Source organism: Chitinophaga sancti (assembly GCF_034424315.1).
In the GTDB taxonomy this organism is placed as follows: Bacteria; Bacteroidota; Bacteroidia; order Chitinophagales; family Chitinophagaceae; genus Chitinophaga; species Chitinophaga sancti.
In genome coordinates this window covers 5,276,884-5,293,602 of sequence record NZ_CP139972.1, presented here as the reverse complement: position 1 = coordinate 5,293,602, position 16,719 = coordinate 5,276,884, and the positions used below count along the sequence as shown (strand labels likewise).

The following is a 16,719-nucleotide window of genomic DNA, read 5'->3' as shown; positions in this document are numbered from 1 at the left end:
GGGGTTGGTGTTTAAAAAAAGATGAAAAATGAGCCTGAAAACGATAGCTGCTTCCTCTAAGAAACCATTAAGTAGTAATAATAATATTATTAATAATTATATGTGTTAGATGTTTTTCAATCAATTTCAACAACATAACATAATTAAAGTTATTTTTAAATAATTGTTTTACAAATAATTATATGCCATCTATGAAAATTGCTGTAATACTCAAAGCCCTAATTTTAGAAATTCGTTAATTCCTACTTAAGTACCACCTAACTTATTCTATATCATGTGATTATATTTTAACAATGCTTGCTTTTCCACTCAAAGAATGACTAAAATCATTATTAATATTATTATTATTTATAATATAGTTAGCATTTGACCCACTTTCACCCCTATTTATTCGATCATTTCTATTTTTGACCCCCTCTATTTGACGATTTAAATTTATTCATACTTTTATTGAAGAAATTTAAAATCGAATTGCTATGAAGAAAACATCATTTCAGGACTATTTGCCCTTTATTATTCTGGGACTAGTGGCAATATTTGGTTTATTCGTTAAAAACGAGCCGCTTTTTGCAGATCCTGAGGGAAAATATAATTATGGTGACATCGCGTGGATTCTGGTATCAACCTGCCTGGTATTTTTCATGACCCCTGGTCTGTCATTTTTCTATGGAGGTATGGTGAACCGTAAGAACGTGATCTCAACTATGATGCAGAGCTTCATAGCTACAGGCCTGATCAGTATATTGTGGGTGACTGTAGGTTTCAGCCTGTCATTTGGTAAGTCATATCATGGTTTCATCGGAGACCCGACTACTTTCCTGTTTTTCAGAGGAGTATCCTCCAGTGCGCCATGGGCCGCTGCTCCCACCATTCCTTTGTTGTTGTTCGCGCTGTTCCAGCTGAAGTTCGCGATCATCACGCCAGCGCTGGTAGTAGGTGCTACCGCTGAAAGGATCAGGTTCACATCTTACGTATTATTCATGGTGCTTTTCAGTTTACTGGTGTATTGTCCAATTGCACACTGGACATGGCATCCGGAAGGTTTCCTCTTCAAGATGGGCGTAATTGACTTTGCGGGTGGTACTGTAGTACACATTTCTGCTGGTTGTGCCGCACTGGCCGGGGCCCTGGTACTGAAACGCCGTAAAGATCATATTGAAAAGAAAGAACTGCAACCTGCAAATATTCCATTCGTACTCTTAGGTACTGGTTTACTGTGGTTCGGCTGGTTCGGTTTCAACGCCGGTTCTGCTGTAGCTGCAAATGGTCTGGCTGCATCTGCTTTCGCTACTACTAATACTGCTGCTGCCGCCGCTGGTCTGTCCTGGATCTTCTTCGATGTGGTTCGTGGCCGTAAAGCTTCTGCACTTGGTTTCTGTATCGGTGCCGTTGTTGGTCTGGTAGCAATCACGCCTGCTGCAGGTTTCGTAGGAATCCCACAGAGTATCTTCATGGGCTTCATCGCAGCAATCGTTTCTAACATGATGGTTCACTATAAATCTAAAACTGCTATCGACGATACACTGGATGTATTCCCTTGTCACGGTATCGGTGGTATGGTAGGTATGCTGCTCACCGGCGTATTCGCTACCAAAGCCGTAAACGTAGTTGATGGTTGGTTCTATGGTAACTTCGACCTGTTCAAAACTCAGTTCATCGGTCTGTCTATCGTAGTAGCATACAGCTTCACTGTATCTTATGCGATCTTCAAACTGATCGATGCTTTCCACCCACTCCGCGTAAGCGAAGAAGAGGAAGCACTGGGTCTGGATGCGTCACAGCACAACGAAAGCTACCATCCACATATGATGAGTGTATACGACAACGGTACACTCAAGGAAGAGCCAGTAATAGATTAATGAAGAATATATAGTGAGTTTGAATACCCAAAACATTCAGAATAGCTAATAATTAACACGGGAAATTGTAGATAGTATCATTTTATCAACCAGCGTATTTTATCAACCAATTTCTTATTTGTTTCGAGTTAAGAGTTTCTTTTCCGTGCTTAATTATTAGCTATTCTTTTTTATTGTCTTATCGGTCCTATCGTTTGAAAGTAGCAGCCACGCAGATTTAGCACACTCCTTTTATCATCCAAATTTTACTGCATGAAAAAACTTTTTTTGACAGCTTTTGCTGTCAGCCAGATTTCTTTTGCCTATTCCCAAACAGTGGATTCTACCAAAAGTCCTTTAGTGAGTATCTCAGGTTCTGCAGATGTATATTACAAGTATAACTTTAACGGCAACAGCACAGATAATAAGACCAGTTTCACTAATTCGCACAATAGTTTTGAACTGGGTATGTTCTCCCTGAAAGCCGAACATAGTTTCCAGAAAGGTAGTATCGTAGCTGATCTTGGCTTTGGCAGAAGAGCGGCAGAGTTTTCATACAATGATCATCCCGGTGATAAGGGAAGTATGGAAATGGCCATCAAACAACTCTACCTCAGTTACCAGGTGCTCGATAAATTAAAGATCAGCATGGGTAGCTTTGCCACACACATAGGTTATGAGCTTGTTGATGCTTATCAGAACAGGAATTACAGCATGAGCTATATGTTCAGCAATGGACCTTTTTTTAATACGGGTGTAAAAGCAGATATCACCATCAATGAACATCTCAGCGCTATGCTGGGTGTATTCAATCCCACCGATTTTAAATCGGCATCCTGGTCGACCAGCAAATATATCGGCGCACAGGTTGCCTACAGTGCAAACACCACTCCTCTTAAATTATACCTGAATTATCTCGAAGGCCGCGATACTGCTGGTGTGCAGAACCACCAACTGGATTTCGTAGCACTATATAATGTGAGTGATGTGATTGGCTTTGGCTATAACGGTACCGTAAGCACCTATAAAAATACCCGTGAAAAAGAGCTAATTGATAATACCGCAAAATGGTGGGGATCTGCCCTGTACATGAATATTGATTTCAATAAGACACTGGGCCTTACGCTGCGGGGAGAATATTTTGATGATGCAAATGCATTAAAAACATTTTCCGGTACTACCGGTGGACATGTTATGGCTGGCACCCTTTCTGTCAATTATAAAGTTGGCAATCTTACTATCATTCCTGAATTCAGACTTGACAAAGCTTCAGTAGATATTTTCAACAAACATGATGGTGCTCCTGCAAGCACATCACCGAACGTTTTGGTTGCTGCAACCTATCATTTCTAACAGGCAATAAACCCTTTTCATCTTTTTTATGCCGGCCGCAGGCCATTCTGCGGTGCTGTTGATCGTTGATGTCTGAGGCATCGGCGATCAACTGCCGCCTTTTGGGGCTTGGATAAAATACAAAATGAGTCGCTACCTTCTAAAAGCTATTTTATATTTTGTGTACAAATTCTGATGCATGTTACAGCCCACCACGTTGAAATTTTTGAAATCACTGAGCAAGAATAACAATAAGCCATGGTTCGATGACCATAAAGGGGACTATCAGCAGGCAAAATCTGACTTTGATAGTGTAGTTCAGCAGATCCTGGATGGCCTGTGTAAACAGGATCCGGCACTGATAGGCCTGCAGGTGAAGGATTGTACATTCCGTATATACAAAGATGTAAGGTTCTCTAAAGATAAAACACCTTACAAGACCAATATGGGGGCTGCATTTGCGCCAGGTGGCCGCAAAACACCCCGCCCGGGTTATTATTTCCATCTGGAACCAGGTGGAAATAGCTTTGCCGGCGGCGGCCTCTGGATGCCCGAAGCGCCGGTATTAAAGAAAGTAAGACAGGAAATAGACTACAATTTTGAAGAGTTCCAGCAGATTATATCCAATAAGGATTTCATCCGCTACTTTGGGAAAATAGAGGGAGAAACACTCAAAACTGTGCCACAGGGCTACCAGCCGGACAATCCAGCCATAGCTTACCTGAAACTAAAAAGCTTCACCGTATGGCACCACATCGCGGACGATGCTACCTTACAGCCTGCGCTTGTTAGAGAAATTCTGAAAATCTTTGCTGTCATGCAGCCTTTTGTGAAATTCATGGACCGGGCGCTGGACCTGGAATAATGACTCCAGCTTCAACCCAATCTCCGGGCTGACTAAAAAACGATGTTTGCTGCACTCCTGTGCAATGACTCTCTTTTTGCTTTTTAGTCAGCCCTTTTCCGTACACATCACCAACTTCAGTAGGACAAAAAATACTTACCCTGTGCAAGACTCGGGGCACAGGAAATTAACTTACGCTACAATACGCTCTTCGATTTCTTAGACAATCTCCATTGCAAAATAACCCTGTCTGTAGTCCTATCTGCCGGATATGTATCCCTGAGTTATAAGCATGTTACAAAGGGCAACAGATAAATACGGAACAGGTACTTTGCTGGCTAGTTTTTGTGGATCAGGAACTCAAACGGTCTTGCCTTACGATTCTTCAACAGATTCTCTTTGTCTGTCTTAGTGTGCGCAAAACGTTGGTTATACACGTTGGCTACCTCAATAATTGGGATAATTCCATCCAGTGTATCATGTTGATCCACAATGTTCATGATGCGTGATACTTGTGAAGAAAAGTTGTTGCTCCACTCCTCAGTAAATTTGTGCATCAATAAAAGCTCACGATTGGCGTTGGTTTTCATAGGACTTAAGGGTGTTTACGGATTTGTGAATTTTAGTTCTGTCAGCACCTTACTTTCTTAAAGTTTGAACTTTTTTGGAAGAAGTAAGTTGGCATAGGATTATTGGTACCAAAATTGAATTTTATCCTTCATTAATCAATACTACTTCTGTGTAATTTTTGTTTCGGTAATACAAATTTCTCATCATATTAATACTAATTGATACTAAAAGAGCAAGTGATAGGTCACTTGCTCTCAATAGTTTATGTTATAACGTATATACGTTTACGAATATCATGGACTTATAAACTAGATCCATTTCTGCGCATGTAAAAATTCTGCTATTTGCACTGCATTGGTAGCTGCACCTTTACGCAAATTATCTGCGACAATCCACATGTTTAAAGTCTTCTCCTGGGTCTCATCCCGACGCAGGCGGCCTACAAACACCTCATCTCTCTCATGTGCGTCCTTTGGCATCGGATATTTTGCGTTTGCAGGATCATCTACTACTATTATGCCCGGTGTCTTCTCCAATATGCTGCGTACTTCGCTTAAATCATACTCATTATCGAAGGCAACGTTCACAGATTCACTGTGACCACCCATTACCGGGATGCGTACAGTAGTAGCAGTGACACGAATGTTACTATCCCCCATGATCTTCACCGTCTCTTTCACCATCTTCATCTCCTCTTTCGTGTATCCGTTATCGAGGAATACATCGATCTGTGGAATCACATTCAGGTCTATCTGGTGTGCATAAGCCTTCGGTCCATCTATACCTTTCCGCTCATTCATTAACTGCTCTACTGCCTTTACACCAGTACCGGTTACTGACTGATAGGTAGATACTACCACACGATTGATCTTATACTTCTCATGCAGCGGATTCAAAGCAAGTACCATCTGGATGGTAGAACAGTTTGGATTGGCAATGATCTTATCTTCAGGCGTCAGTGTTTTACCATTGATCTCTGGTACCACCAGTTTCTTGGTCGGATCCATTCTCCATGCAGAAGAGTTGTCAATAACAGTGATCCCTGCTTCAGCAAATTTTGGTGCCCACTCAGTTGAAGTACCACCACCTGCGGAAAACAGTGCAACTGCAGGCTTCATGGCAATTGCCGTATCTGCGCTGACTACCTTATACTGCTTGCCCTTAAATGTTACTTCCTTACCTACTGACTTCTCAGATGCAACTGGAATGAGTTCTGTAACCGGAAAATTTCTTTCCGTTAACACCTGTAACATTTTTGAGCCTACCAGTCCGGTAGCTCCTACTACGGCAACTTTCATTGTATTTACATTTAAAATTTTTGGAGATGCGAATTTACTACAACCTTATCGGTTTTCAATGTATGTCTATGAATCATAGAAAATCACTAATTTTAGATACTTGTCATTAGTAAATTATTAAGAAATGAGGTTTCCCATTGTTTGTGTTTGCATGCTTTTGCATGCCCTTTCTACGCATGCCCAGTTCGAAGAATATTTTAACTATCAGGATTTGAAAGATGCTACGCGATGGCGCGGCACTGATTCTGCCTGGATTATTCAGAATGGACAACTAAAAAGTAGTTTCGGACAAATTAATAGTAATTTTTATATATCAACGATTGCATCCCCTCCTTTTAATAACATCTGGCAGTGGTCGATGCAGCTCAACTTCAATACTTCCTCTTTAAACTATGTGGATGTTTATCTTGGTGCTAATAAGAACAACCTGCTGGATTCCCTGCTCTGTGGATATTTCGTACGAACAGGTAACACGAAAGATGAAGTGTGCCTATACAGGAAAGATCCACATGCTACACCTCGTCTACTCATCGATGGCAGAGATGGTATCACTGATCATACAACTAATATATTAAGTGTAAAAGTGACATGTAATGACCATTTTAAATGGACACTGCAGGTGAATGACGTAGTGGAAGGTACGGCAACAGATAGTACTTATGCTTCCGGATCAATCATGGGATTTGTAGTACGACAGTCTACAGCATCCTTTGCAGGCAAGCATTTCTTTGATAATGTCATTGTAGGTAATGCACATACAGATACTGAAATGATAAGAGTAGTGATCAATGAGATCTTATATGATGGTGCTGTAGAATTTATAGAGCTATATAATAATGGTATATCAACAGTGTCACTTTCACAATTATTCTTTCTGAGAAGAAAATCAAATGGTGGACTGACAGATCCCATTGCATTTCCATCAGGTTCACTGGAACCTGGCGCATATGCTGCATTCACCAGCGATCCTGATGCGTTGCTGCAACAATACAAATGCATGCATGTATATAAGATGGCATTACCTGCCTTCACAAATGAAAGTGGAGAGGTTTTTATAACAGGTAAAAATGGTGATACAATTGATGCATTACATTATTCTGATGCGATGCATTTTCCATTGGCTCAAAATACAAAAGGAGTATCCTTAGAAAGATTAAATGCAGATGCACCTTCACAACAAATATCTAACTGGCATTCTGCTTCCTCAACCGTGGGATTTGCAACACCGGGTATTGCAAATTCCCAGCAGTTAGGTATCGTAGATTTGCCCGGTAAGTTGACCCTGAGTTCCGAAGTGTTTTCTCCTGACAATGATGGAATGGAGGATGTAGCCGTGATCAATTATGCACTGCCTGCTCCCGGATATGTAGCTGACATCTCTATATATAATGCCGCAGGCAGATTAGTAAAAACAATATGTAACCATTTTTTATTGCCTCCAAAAGGTTTTTTTACATGGGATGGCACAGATGAGGTACACAATATAGCCCCAACTGGTATATACATCGTATTTGCATCACTAATTCATTCTGAAGGAGATGTGCAGCGCTGGAAGCTCCCGCTGGTATTGGCAAAACAAAAAAATACCTGATTTTGTCAACTTTTTTATTTGCTAAAAGCAAATATTTTTTTAATATATAAATAGTCAGGGAGCTTGATTAGTCAGAAGAAAATTAAAGTATAGGAAGGATCAATTTGTCGGATAAAAACGATTTTTTATATTTGCGCTTCTTAAAAATTTGAACATGCAGTATAGAGAAATAGTTGCAGTAACCGGTTTGGGCGGTTTATTTCAGTTGATCGCCAGCAAACAGGATGGTGCTATTGTAAGATCTCTGGAAGACAAGAGTACGCGTTTTGTGAGTTCGCGCATCCATAATTTTACCCCCCTGGAAAGCATTGAAGTATTTACAACAGGTGAAAACGTAAACCTGGCGGAAGTATTCAAAGCTATGCAGGAGCAAGATGGTAAAACTGCCCTGGTGGATGCTAAGGCTGACAATAATGCGGTAAAAGCTTACTTCAAAAGCGTATTCCCTGAATTCGATGAAGAAAGGGTGTATGTGAGCGATATGAAGAAGATGGTAAAATGGTATACCATCCTCAAGAATAATGACCTGCTGAAATTCGACGAGCAGGCAGAAGAAGCAGATACCGAAGAGGTAGCTGCCGAAACTGCAGTAGTTGAAGAAGAAGCAGCAAAACCTGCTAAAAAGGCAGCAAAGCCTAAGAAAGCTGCAGCTAAGGATGAAACTCCTGCTGCTGAAGGTGAAGAAGCACCAGCTGCTAAACCTAAAAAAGCTACTAAGGCTAAGAAGGAAGAAACTCCTGCTGCTGAAGGCGAAGAAGCACCTAAAAAGAAGGCTGCTCCTAAGAAAAAGAAGACCGAGGAATAGTTTAATCTCCTTTCAGGATAAAATATTGCCTGGCGGAAAGCGCAATCGCGTTTTCCGTCAGGCATTTTTATTGGCACAAGTCCACGTTTAGCCCGGCGCTTGTTCGAATAAGCGCCGGGTAAGATTCGCTCCGAATCCAGTTACATCGGTTCATTATCCTGGCACCAACATATCACTAGTATATCACTTCATTATCCCCGGGATAATGAAGTGATATACTAGTGATATGTTGGTGTACCGTTAGTGGCGAAGTGCGATTGAATCTTGCCTATCGCTTACCACTTGCTCTGACATTATTTTCTTATTTTAGTATTATGAACACTTTAGACGCAAATATTGATAAACAGCCCCGTACACTGTTACCCGAAGATTTTAAGGTAACCACCTGGGAAGCATTGAAGCCATATTATGATGAATTGTTAGCAAGACCGGTAGCAAGTGTGGCTACTTTGGAAAAATGGCTGAAAGACATCAGCGAACTGGATGCAGTGATCAGCGAAGATGCCGCCTGGCGCCAGATCCGTATGACCTGCGATACCACAGACAAGTCGTTGGAAGAGGCATTCGCCTACTTCTGCATGGAAATACAGCCTCAGCTGCAACCCTATACGGATGCGCTGAACAAAAAACTGCTGGCCAGCGAATACCTGAACCAGCTGGATAAGGACCTTTATGCGACTTACCTGCGCAGCGTAAAGAAACAGGTGAAACTGTTCCGCGAAGAAAACGTACCCCTGCTGGCCGAACTAAGCGTTCAATCCCAGCAATACGGCCCGATCGTAGGTAAAATGACCATTACAGTAAATGGCCAGGAATACACCCTGCAACAGGCTGCCCGCTTCCTCGAAAGCAGCGACCGTGCGCTCAGGGAAGAAGTGTACCGCAAAACCAGCGAACGCCGCCTCCAGGACAAAGACCAGCTGGATCAGCTGTATACCACCCTGGTACAAAAGCGTGACCAGGTAGCTAAAAACGCCGGTTTCGCCAATTACCGGGATTATAAATTCGAAGACCTGGGTCGTTTCGATTATACCAGGGAAGATTGCTTCCAGTTCCACGCAGCAGTAAAGGAACATATCCTGCCACTGGTAAAGAACTTCCAGGAGAAACAACGCCAGAAACTGGGCCTGGATGTGCTGAGACCATGGGATGGCGAGGCTGAACCAGCAGGCGTCAAACCCCTGGAACCCTTCCATACCGGCGAGGAACTGATCAATAAAGCAATTGAAACTTTTGATGAATTAGGACCTTTCTTTGGCAACTGCCTCCGCGTAATGCAGAAAATGGGCCGCCTGGACCTGGAAAGCCGTAAAGGGAAAGCGCCTGGTGGTTATAACTGCCCACTGGCAGAAACCGGGGTACCTTTCATCTTTATGAATGCAGCCGGCCAGATGAAGGACCTGACCACCATGGTACACGAAGGTGGCCACGCCGTGCACTCCTTCCTGAGCCATAACCTGAAACTGAGCTTCTTCAAAGAATATCCGATGGAGATTGCAGAGGTGGCAAGCATGAGTATGGAACTTTTCACCATGGACCACTGGAATATCTTCTTCAGTAATCCGGATGAACTGCGCCGTGCTAAGTTGCAACAACTGGAAAGAGCGATTGTGATCTTCCCATGGATTGCCACTATCGATAAATTCCAGCACTGGGTATATGAGCATCCGCAACATACAGTGGAAGAGCGCACTGCCGCCTGGGTTTCCATCCTGGAAGAATTCTCTACCCATACCGTTGACTTCACCGGGCTGGAAGCATCCAGGGCGGCTAGCTGGCAGCGGCAGTTACACCTGTTCGAAGTGCCATTCTATTATATTGAGTACGGTATTGCCCAGCTGGGTGCGATCGCTATGTGGAAACAGTATAAGGAAAACAAGCAGCAGGCACTTGATAACTATGTGAAGGCCCTGAGCCTGGGTAGTACCAGGACTTTGCCGGAGTTGTATAAGGCGGCGGGAATTAAGTTCGACTTCTCCCCTGCTTATGTGAAAGAGCTGGCTGATTTTGTACAGGCCGAGATCGATAAAATCTAAAAGATAAAAAAAGGGGCTCAAAACTTTGAGCCCTTTTTCGTTTTGCCTATGGCAGGCCTAAGCGAATTTTATTTACACTCCTTACATACCCCACTCACCACCACATCTACATTATGTGCAGCATAGCCCTTCGGTAGCTGGATCACCGGTATCTCCGTTTCATCCAGGCAAATGGTAGTACCACAATTTTCACATCTGAAGTGAATATGGTGATCATGATGATCGTGTTCAGAACAATCAGATTTGCACAAAGCATACCTGATGCTGGTATCGGTTGTGGGAATGGTATGAATTAATCCTTTGTCAAGGAAAGTTTGTAATGTGCGGTAAACCGTTACACGGTCAAAAGACTGGCCAGCCAGTTTTTCAAAACTACTATGTTCCAATGCACCATTGCTCTCCATGAAGAGCTCCAGGATCTTCATGCGCGTATCTGTGATGCTGAGTTTGCTCGCTTTCAGCAGCTCCGTTATATGTGTTTTGTGCGTGATGTCCATCATTATTCCTTTAGCAGCCTGTCAATGTCTACGATCAGTTTGTCAACGTCAGTGGCTTTAGTGCCTTCATATAATCCCCTGATACGGCCCTGGCCATCTACGAGTGCGAACCATTGTGTGTGCACAAAATCTTCGTCTCCGGCATAGGTGCCGTCATCTACAAGATAGCCTTGTCTTGCCAGTTTATACAATTCTTTTTTGGACCCGGTTAGGAACCACCAGTTTGCAGGGTCAGCTCCATGCTCTTCTGCATATTTTTTCAGTACGGGAACGCTGTCATTTTCAGGATCTACTGTATGGGAGAGGATTCTGAACTTAGGTTCACTTTTATATTTAGCATATACCTTCACCATGTTCTTGTTCATCTTAGGACAGATGCCGGTACAGGTGGTGAAAAAGTATTCTGCTACGTATATTTTGCCTTCCACATCCCGGGCGGTAATGGTGCGGCCTTCCTGATTAGTAAATGAAAAGCCACCTACAATATGGCCATTTGTTCCCAGTACTGGCAGTTTTTCCCTGCCAAAGAAATCACCCTGTTCCCCTTTGATCACATAGCCTGCGTATCCCATAAAAGCTATTGCCAATAACACAAAAAAGGTGATTAAAAAGATATTCTTCTTAGACATAATTGCCGATCTGTTATTTGTATGATGCAAAGGTAGGGGTTTTCTTTATTACCCTATAATTTAGGCTAGCCTAAAAATTATTTCTTGGTAATAAAAAATTAAAAAATACTTTCGTGAAAATCAAACATACATGTTCCGACTCCTTACAGCAGTGCTCATACTCTGTAGCATGGCTGCTTTTGCCCAAAATGATTCCATCCAGACCGCGCACCTGAACGAGATAATTGTGACAGGTGTGACCAGGACCACCACGGTCCGGAAAAACCCCGTACCTATTTCTGTGCTCACTAAAAAAGAGATGTCTGCCCACCTTAATACCAACCTCATCGACGCTATCACCAAATCTATCCCCGGGGTTTCTGCTGTGACTACCGGCCCTAACATTTCCAAACCTTTTATCAGAGGCCTGGGGTATAACCGGGTGCTCACCTTATACGACGGTGTGCGGCAGGAAGGCCAGCAATGGGGAGATGAACATGGTATAGAAGTAGATCAATATGGTATAGGTCGTGCTGAAGTTGTAAAAGGCCCGGCAAGTCTTACTTACGGCTCCGATGCCCTGGCGGGTGTGGTCAATATGATCCCTGACCTGCCTGGCGGGGAAGATGGTAAATTGAAAGGCAATTTTCTGACAGAATACCAATCCAACAATGGTATGATCGGCGCCTCCCTTGGTCTTTCCTATCATAAAAATGACTGGCATTATGCCTTTCGGCTTAGTCGCAAGATGGCGCATAATTACCGTAATGCCGTAGATGGCTATGTGTATGGTACTGCCTTTCGTGAACTGAATGGCACAGCTATGGCCCGGGTAGATAAAAAATGGGGTTACTCCCTGCTGGCCGCCACCTTATATAATAACCTGCAGGAAATTCCTGACGGTAGCCGGGATTCACTCACCCGTCAATTCACAAAGCAGGTAGCAGAAGGTGTGAACGACGACCTCAAAAACCGCCCGTTGGTACCTGATCACTTATTAAAGACTTATTCGATCACTGACCTTCACCAGCAGATCCGGCATTACAGGTTATACAACCGCACCCAGATCGGGAGCTTCCTTTCGTCTATTGCCCTGCAACAAAGTGTTCGCCAGGAGTACAATCATCCGCTGGAACCAAAGCAGGCAGGCCTGGACTTAATATTAAATACCCTGAATTACGATTTCCGTTACAACCTGCCCACTGTTAATAATATAGAAATGACGATCGGGGCGAATGGGATGTACCAGGCCAATCGTAGTCAGCATGCAACCGACTTCCCCATCCCGGACTACAACCTCTTTGATATAGGAGCCTTTTATTTCCTGAAAAAGTCTTTTGGCCCGGTGGATGTATCTGGTGGGCTTCGTTACGATCACCGCCATATCAACTGGGATGACTTCCGGCAGTTTACTGCATTTGCACATAATTATAATGGTATCTCCGGCAGTGTGGGTGCTACCTACAATCTGAGTGAACGTTTATTGCTGAAGGCAAACATTGCCAGGGGGTATCGTGCCCCGAATATTACAGAGATCGGATCCAATGGCCTGGATCCGGGCGCACATATTGTGTATTTAGGGAATCGCGGCTTTAAGCCTGAGTTTAGTCTGCAGGAAGATATTGGTTTCCTCGCTTACCTGGGGGATGTGGATATCAGTGTGGAGCTGTTTAATAATCATATCACCAATTATATTTACCAGGCCCGCCTGAGTGATGTAGTGATTGTACCTGGAAATGCGACATACCAATACCAGCAGTCAGGAGCCAGGTTGTATGGTGGAGAATTCACGCTTAATCTTCATCCCCGGGCTATCAGCTGGTTAAAAATTAACAATAGCCTGGCTTATACTGTGGGTTTGAATCAAAACAGTGCATTAATCCGGGAACATGGTGATCAGGCCAGGTACCTGCCTTTTATTCCGCCATTGCATGGGCGTTCGGAGTGGAAAGCGGTATTTCCAAAAATGTATGGCAGGGTGGAAGTAGACGGCTATGCGAAGCAAAACCATTTTTATGCGGTAGATAAAACAGAGACGGCTACGGATGGATACGTGTTATTTAACCTGGGGGCGGGTTGCACTATTGCGAAAAGGCTTGACCTGGTTTTCCAGGTAGACAATGTATTGAATACCGTGTACCAGGCAAACATGAACCGTTTAAAATATTTTGAGTACTACACGGCTTCGCCGAATGGGCGATCAGGTATATATAATATAGGTAGGAATTGCAGTGTTAAAGTTTCAGTCCAATTTTAATCCCCAGCTGAATGCTTGGCAGTACACTTACCAGTCTGCCATCATTCGACTGGGTCATACCATTATTATTTGAGAAATTCTGGTAGCGATAGACTTTGGTACGTATGCCTAAGCCGACGAAGGGGTCGAAGACGACTTTATCTTTTGTGATCTGCCGGCCCAGGAGGATCTGGAAGGCGTATACATCTTTGGTGGCGGATCGTTTATAATTATTATCGTTGACGTTTATAGCCTCGTTGGGGTAGAATACCTTCTTATATATTAATACGGGTTCGAAGTAGGTGCCCATAGCTCTGTACAGGCCATCCCTGGAAGAAAACAGGTAACAGCGCAGGCCGGCCCGGAATCCCAGTCCTCTCCCATCTACAAACTGTTCGGTACTGATATCCGGTTTCTTTTGTCCGATGTCTATTTTCTTAGACAGGAGGTAGTCCGGGTAATCGGTATAGACACCGGATACGCCTACTTCCAGGCTCATTTTTTCGCTGAGTTCCTGTTCGAGCGAGATATCCAGTTCATTGATGAGCGTAGTCGGGTTTACCTTGATGTAGGTAGACCTTTTAAACGGGGATTTGCTATCCTGTGCAAAGGTATAAGCCGTGCTCAGTAATAACAAGCATGTAACAAGCAGTGGTTGTTTCATATAGTTTAATTACCAGCTTCTTAGCTGAAAGTATGACCGGTTATAAAGTCAATAATCGTTCCACAATTAGTGGATAAAACTTGTGTTCCAGCACCTGTACCTTCTTTGCGAGGGTATCCGGGGTATCGTCCGGGGTGATGGTACAACGTTCCTGTAAGATAGTGGCGCCATCGTCATATTTTTCATTGACAAAATGGATGGTGATACCACTTTCGGTTTCCCTGGCGGAGATCACGGCGTCGTGCACAAAGTGACCGTACATGCCTTTGCCTCCATATTTAGGAAGCAGGGCGGGATGTATATTAATAATACGGTCAGGAAAAGCCTTTACCAGGTTTGCTGGTACTTTCCACAGGAAACCAGCCAATACAACCAGCTCAATATTTGCTTTTTTCAGGAGCTGAATATAATCATCACTCTTGAAAAAGCGTTCTTTCTCTATCAATATAGAAGGGATGTGTTCATTTTCAGCGATGGTAAGAATGCCGGCTCCGGGTTTATTGCAGAGGATGAGGGTAACGGCGGCTTTGTCGGAGCCTTTGAAATGGTCGATGATCTTTTGCGCGTTACTACCTGCACCGGAAGCGAAGATGGCTATATTTTTCAAGTTGATTCTTTTGTTTGCTTAATAAAGAAAGATTTACAAAATTAGCTAAATATCAGCAGATGTGCGGCAGGGCCTGTTTTGATCGCAGAATTTTCGGAGTATATTTGAACTATTCGCTGGGCAAAGAGGTTAATTAACCTGAGGCACAACTTTGGACCATTATACCCCTCTTTATACCATATTAAAATACATGGCAATATTTATGTTTGGAACGATGCGGTGAAACCGGACTGCAGTTTATGATATTTATCATGTTTTTTTTATGTAAAAGTATCTGATCAATACGCGCTTTTCCGCGTCATGTATAGGAAAAAGGAATTAGTGAAGCAAGTAAGATTTTTTTATAATTGTTAGTATATTGTCAATATTGTGTCTTATTTTTGCTGGCACTTTTTAAAGAAACTTAAGGTCAAATCTAAACTAAATAGGCTGTGTATCGTCGTGTTTCCATCCGTATGCGTAAGCATTTTGTGAGTGTTCTTGTCCTATGCGTTGGTATGATCGCTTCCTTCTCAGTAAGGGCTGCCGATCCTTCCAAGGGTAAAACATTGTTTCAGAGCAACTGCGCATCTTGCCATAATGTCCAAAAGAAACTAACTGGTCCTGCCCTGGCGGGTGTTGAGGGTCGTTGGAGTGATAAGAAATTATTACATCAGTGGATCCACAACTCAGCAGCTGTATTAGCTACTGGCGACCAGTATGCTAATCAATTGTACAATGAGTACAAGATTGCGATGCCAGGTTTCCCTAGTTTATCTGACGCCGATATCGATGATATCCTGGCGTTTGTTGCGCAAGAGGAAGCCAAAGGTGGTGCCAAGGATGATGCTGCTAAAGGCAAGACAGATAATGGTACAACTACGGAAGAAGGTTCTGCTAATAACAGCCTCCTGTTCGGTATCATTACGCTGGTTCTCGCAGTTGTAGCATTGATTCTCCTCCAGATTAACAGCAATCTGAACAAGCTTGCTGCTGATAAAGAAGGCATAGCAATTCCAGAACCTGTTCCTTTCTACAAAAACAAAGCATACATCGCGCTGGTGATCCTGGTGATGTTCATGGTTGGTGGTTACTTCACCATCAACGGAGCAATCGGTCTGGGTCGTCAGAAAGATTACATGCCTGAGCAACCTATCTTCTTCTCTCACAAAGTTCACCCGGGTATGAACCAGATCAACTGTCTGTACTGCCATGCTGGTGCTGAGAAGAGTAAGCATGCAATGATCCCTTCTGAGAACATTTGTATGAACTGTCACAAAGTGATTGGTGAATACAATGGTCCGGATCTGTTCAATGCAGAAGGCAAGAAGATCAACGGTACAGCGGAAATCGCGAAACTGTACGAGTATGTTGGTTGGGATGCTACTGCTAAAGCTTACACTAAACCAGGCAAACCTATTCCATGGACTAAGATCCACAACCTGCCTGACCACGTTTACTTCAACCACTCTCAACACGTAGTAGCTGGTAAGCAACAGTGTCAGACTTGTCACGGTCCTATCACCGAAGAAGATGAAGTTCATCAGTTCGCGGATCTGTCAATGGGTTGGTGTATCAACTGTCACCGTACTACCAAGGTGCAGTTTGCTGACAACAAATACTACAGCATTTTCGAGAAGTTCCACCAGGATGTTAAAGACCACAAGATCGACAGCGTGACTGTTGAAATGGTGGGTGGTACTGAATGTCAGAAATGTCACTATTAATATAATAAGTGAAGATAAATCTGGTGGAGGAAGCAAAGTTGTAGCGTAAAACAGATCGTTATAATACCAGCTTCATACATCGTTCTT

14 protein-coding genes are annotated in these 16,719 nt (G+C 43.2%); 8 read left to right on the top strand and 6 right to left on the bottom strand.

What is annotated here, in order from left to right; genetic code table 11:
* The first annotated feature begins 476 nt into the window (after positions 1–476).
* The 3 genes from U0033_RS20510 to U0033_RS20500 all read left to right on the top strand — a co-directional run bounded on the left by U0033_RS20510 (position 477) and on the right by U0033_RS20500 (position 4,035).
* Positions 477–1,859: an ammonium transporter gene (locus U0033_RS20510; RefSeq protein WP_072358638.1), complete on the top strand. Its 1,383-nt coding sequence runs from the start codon at positions 477–479 to the stop codon at positions 1,857–1,859.
* A gap of 252 nt (positions 1,860–2,111) precedes the next feature.
* Positions 2,112–3,191, top strand: a complete 1,080-nt coding sequence (locus U0033_RS20505) for a porin (protein ID WP_072358636.1) — start codon at positions 2,112–2,114, stop codon at positions 3,189–3,191.
* Positions 3,192–3,369: 178 nt separating this feature from the next.
* Positions 3,370–4,035, top strand: a complete 666-nt coding sequence (locus U0033_RS20500; protein WP_072358634.1) for a DUF2461 domain-containing protein — start codon at positions 3,370–3,372, stop codon at positions 4,033–4,035.
* Positions 4,036–4,352: 317 nt separating this feature from the next.
* Here U0033_RS20500 and U0033_RS20495 read toward each other — a convergent pair whose 3' ends face one another.
* Positions 4,353–4,571, bottom strand: a complete 219-nt coding sequence (locus tag U0033_RS20495; RefSeq protein ID WP_072358632.1) for a hypothetical protein — start codon at positions 4,569–4,571, stop codon at positions 4,353–4,355.
* A 321-nt stretch (positions 4,572–4,892) separates the two neighbouring features.
* Positions 4,893–5,882, bottom strand: coding sequence for an aspartate-semialdehyde dehydrogenase (locus U0033_RS20490; protein WP_072358629.1), 990 nt, complete (start codon positions 5,880–5,882; stop codon positions 4,893–4,895).
* A 124-nt stretch (positions 5,883–6,006) separates the two neighbouring features.
* Between U0033_RS20490 and U0033_RS20485 the strand changes: the two genes are divergently transcribed.
* From U0033_RS20485 to U0033_RS20475, 3 genes are all read left to right on the top strand, one after another.
* Positions 6,007–7,473, top strand: coding sequence for a lamin tail domain-containing protein (locus U0033_RS20485; protein WP_083571421.1), 1,467 nt, complete (start codon positions 6,007–6,009; stop codon positions 7,471–7,473).
* Between the two features lie 154 nt (positions 7,474–7,627).
* A complete protein-coding gene (locus U0033_RS20480; RefSeq protein ID WP_072358625.1) occupies positions 7,628–8,278 on the top strand; it encodes a DUF5606 family protein in 651 nt (216 codons plus the stop codon).
* A 314-nt stretch (positions 8,279–8,592) separates the two neighbouring features.
* Entirely contained in the window at positions 8,593–10,314 is a 1,722-nt protein-coding gene (locus U0033_RS20475; protein WP_072358623.1) for a M3 family oligoendopeptidase, read from the top strand.
* A 68-nt stretch (positions 10,315–10,382) separates the two neighbouring features.
* Here U0033_RS20475 and U0033_RS20470 read toward each other — a convergent pair whose 3' ends face one another.
* Together U0033_RS20470 and U0033_RS20465 are read right to left on the bottom strand one after the other, a co-directional pair.
* The gene (locus tag U0033_RS20470) at positions 10,383–10,814 is read right to left on the bottom strand and encodes a Fur family transcriptional regulator (protein WP_322518449.1); all 432 of its coding nucleotides are present in this window, start codon (positions 10,812–10,814) and stop codon (positions 10,383–10,385) included.
* Positions 10,814–11,440, bottom strand: a complete 627-nt coding sequence (locus U0033_RS20465) for an SCO family protein (RefSeq protein ID WP_072358621.1) — start codon at positions 11,438–11,440, stop codon at positions 10,814–10,816. The genes U0033_RS20470 and U0033_RS20465 overlap by 1 nt, the downstream gene beginning before the upstream one ends.
* Before the next feature lie 130 nt (positions 11,441–11,570).
* Between U0033_RS20465 and U0033_RS20460 the strand changes: the two genes are divergently transcribed.
* Positions 11,571–13,676, top strand: coding sequence for a TonB-dependent receptor plug domain-containing protein (locus U0033_RS20460; RefSeq protein WP_072358619.1), 2,106 nt, complete (start codon positions 11,571–11,573; stop codon positions 13,674–13,676).
* Here the strand turns inward: U0033_RS20460 and U0033_RS20455 are convergent.
* Together U0033_RS20455 and purN are read right to left on the bottom strand one after the other, a co-directional pair.
* The gene (locus U0033_RS20455; protein WP_072358617.1) at positions 13,654–14,319 is read right to left on the bottom strand and encodes a hypothetical protein; all 666 of its coding nucleotides are present in this window, start codon (positions 14,317–14,319) and stop codon (positions 13,654–13,656) included. The genes U0033_RS20460 and U0033_RS20455 overlap by 23 nt on opposite strands.
* Positions 14,320–14,359: 40 nt before the next feature.
* Complete coding sequence (gene purN, locus U0033_RS20450) at positions 14,360–14,926, bottom strand: phosphoribosylglycinamide formyltransferase (RefSeq protein WP_072358614.1); 567 nt, start codon at positions 14,924–14,926, stop codon at positions 14,360–14,362.
* Between the two features lie 431 nt (positions 14,927–15,357).
* Between purN and U0033_RS20445 the strand changes: the two genes are divergently transcribed.
* Positions 15,358–16,632 (top strand): c-type cytochrome, encoded by a 1,275-nt coding sequence (locus U0033_RS20445; protein ID WP_245801733.1) that lies wholly within the window; start codon positions 15,358–15,360, stop codon positions 16,630–16,632.
* Positions 16,633–16,719: the final 87 nt, after the last annotated feature.

Excerpts from the sequence above, each read along its gene's own strand:
- U0033_RS20510 (WP_072358638.1), top strand. The coding sequence starts at position 477 with ATGAAGAAAACATCATTTCAGGACTATTTGCCCTTTATTATTCTGGGA.
- U0033_RS20505 (WP_072358636.1), top strand. The coding sequence starts at position 2,112 with ATGAAAAAACTTTTTTTGACAGCTTTTGCTGTCAGCCAGATTTCTTTT.
- U0033_RS20500 (WP_072358634.1), top strand. The coding sequence starts at position 3,370 with ATGTTACAGCCCACCACGTTGAAATTTTTGAAATCACTGAGCAAGAAT.
- U0033_RS20495 (WP_072358632.1), bottom strand. The coding sequence starts at position 4,571 with ATGCACAAATTTACTGAGGAGTGGAGCAACAACTTTTCTTCACAAGTA.
- U0033_RS20490 (WP_072358629.1), bottom strand. The coding sequence starts at position 5,882 with ATGAAAGTTGCCGTAGTAGGAGCTACCGGACTGGTAGGCTCAAAAATG.
- U0033_RS20485 (WP_083571421.1), top strand. The coding sequence starts at position 6,007 with ATGAGGTTTCCCATTGTTTGTGTTTGCATGCTTTTGCATGCCCTTTCT.
- U0033_RS20480 (WP_072358625.1), top strand. The coding sequence starts at position 7,628 with ATGCAGTATAGAGAAATAGTTGCAGTAACCGGTTTGGGCGGTTTATTT.
- U0033_RS20475 (WP_072358623.1), top strand. The coding sequence starts at position 8,593 with ATGAACACTTTAGACGCAAATATTGATAAACAGCCCCGTACACTGTTA.
- U0033_RS20470 (WP_322518449.1), bottom strand. The coding sequence starts at position 10,814 with ATGATGGACATCACGCACAAAACACATATAACGGAGCTGCTGAAAGCG.
- U0033_RS20465 (WP_072358621.1), bottom strand. The coding sequence starts at position 11,440 with ATGTCTAAGAAGAATATCTTTTTAATCACCTTTTTTGTGTTATTGGCA.
- U0033_RS20460 (WP_072358619.1), top strand. The coding sequence starts at position 11,571 with ATGTTCCGACTCCTTACAGCAGTGCTCATACTCTGTAGCATGGCTGCT.
- U0033_RS20455 (WP_072358617.1), bottom strand. The coding sequence starts at position 14,319 with ATGAAACAACCACTGCTTGTTACATGCTTGTTATTACTGAGCACGGCT.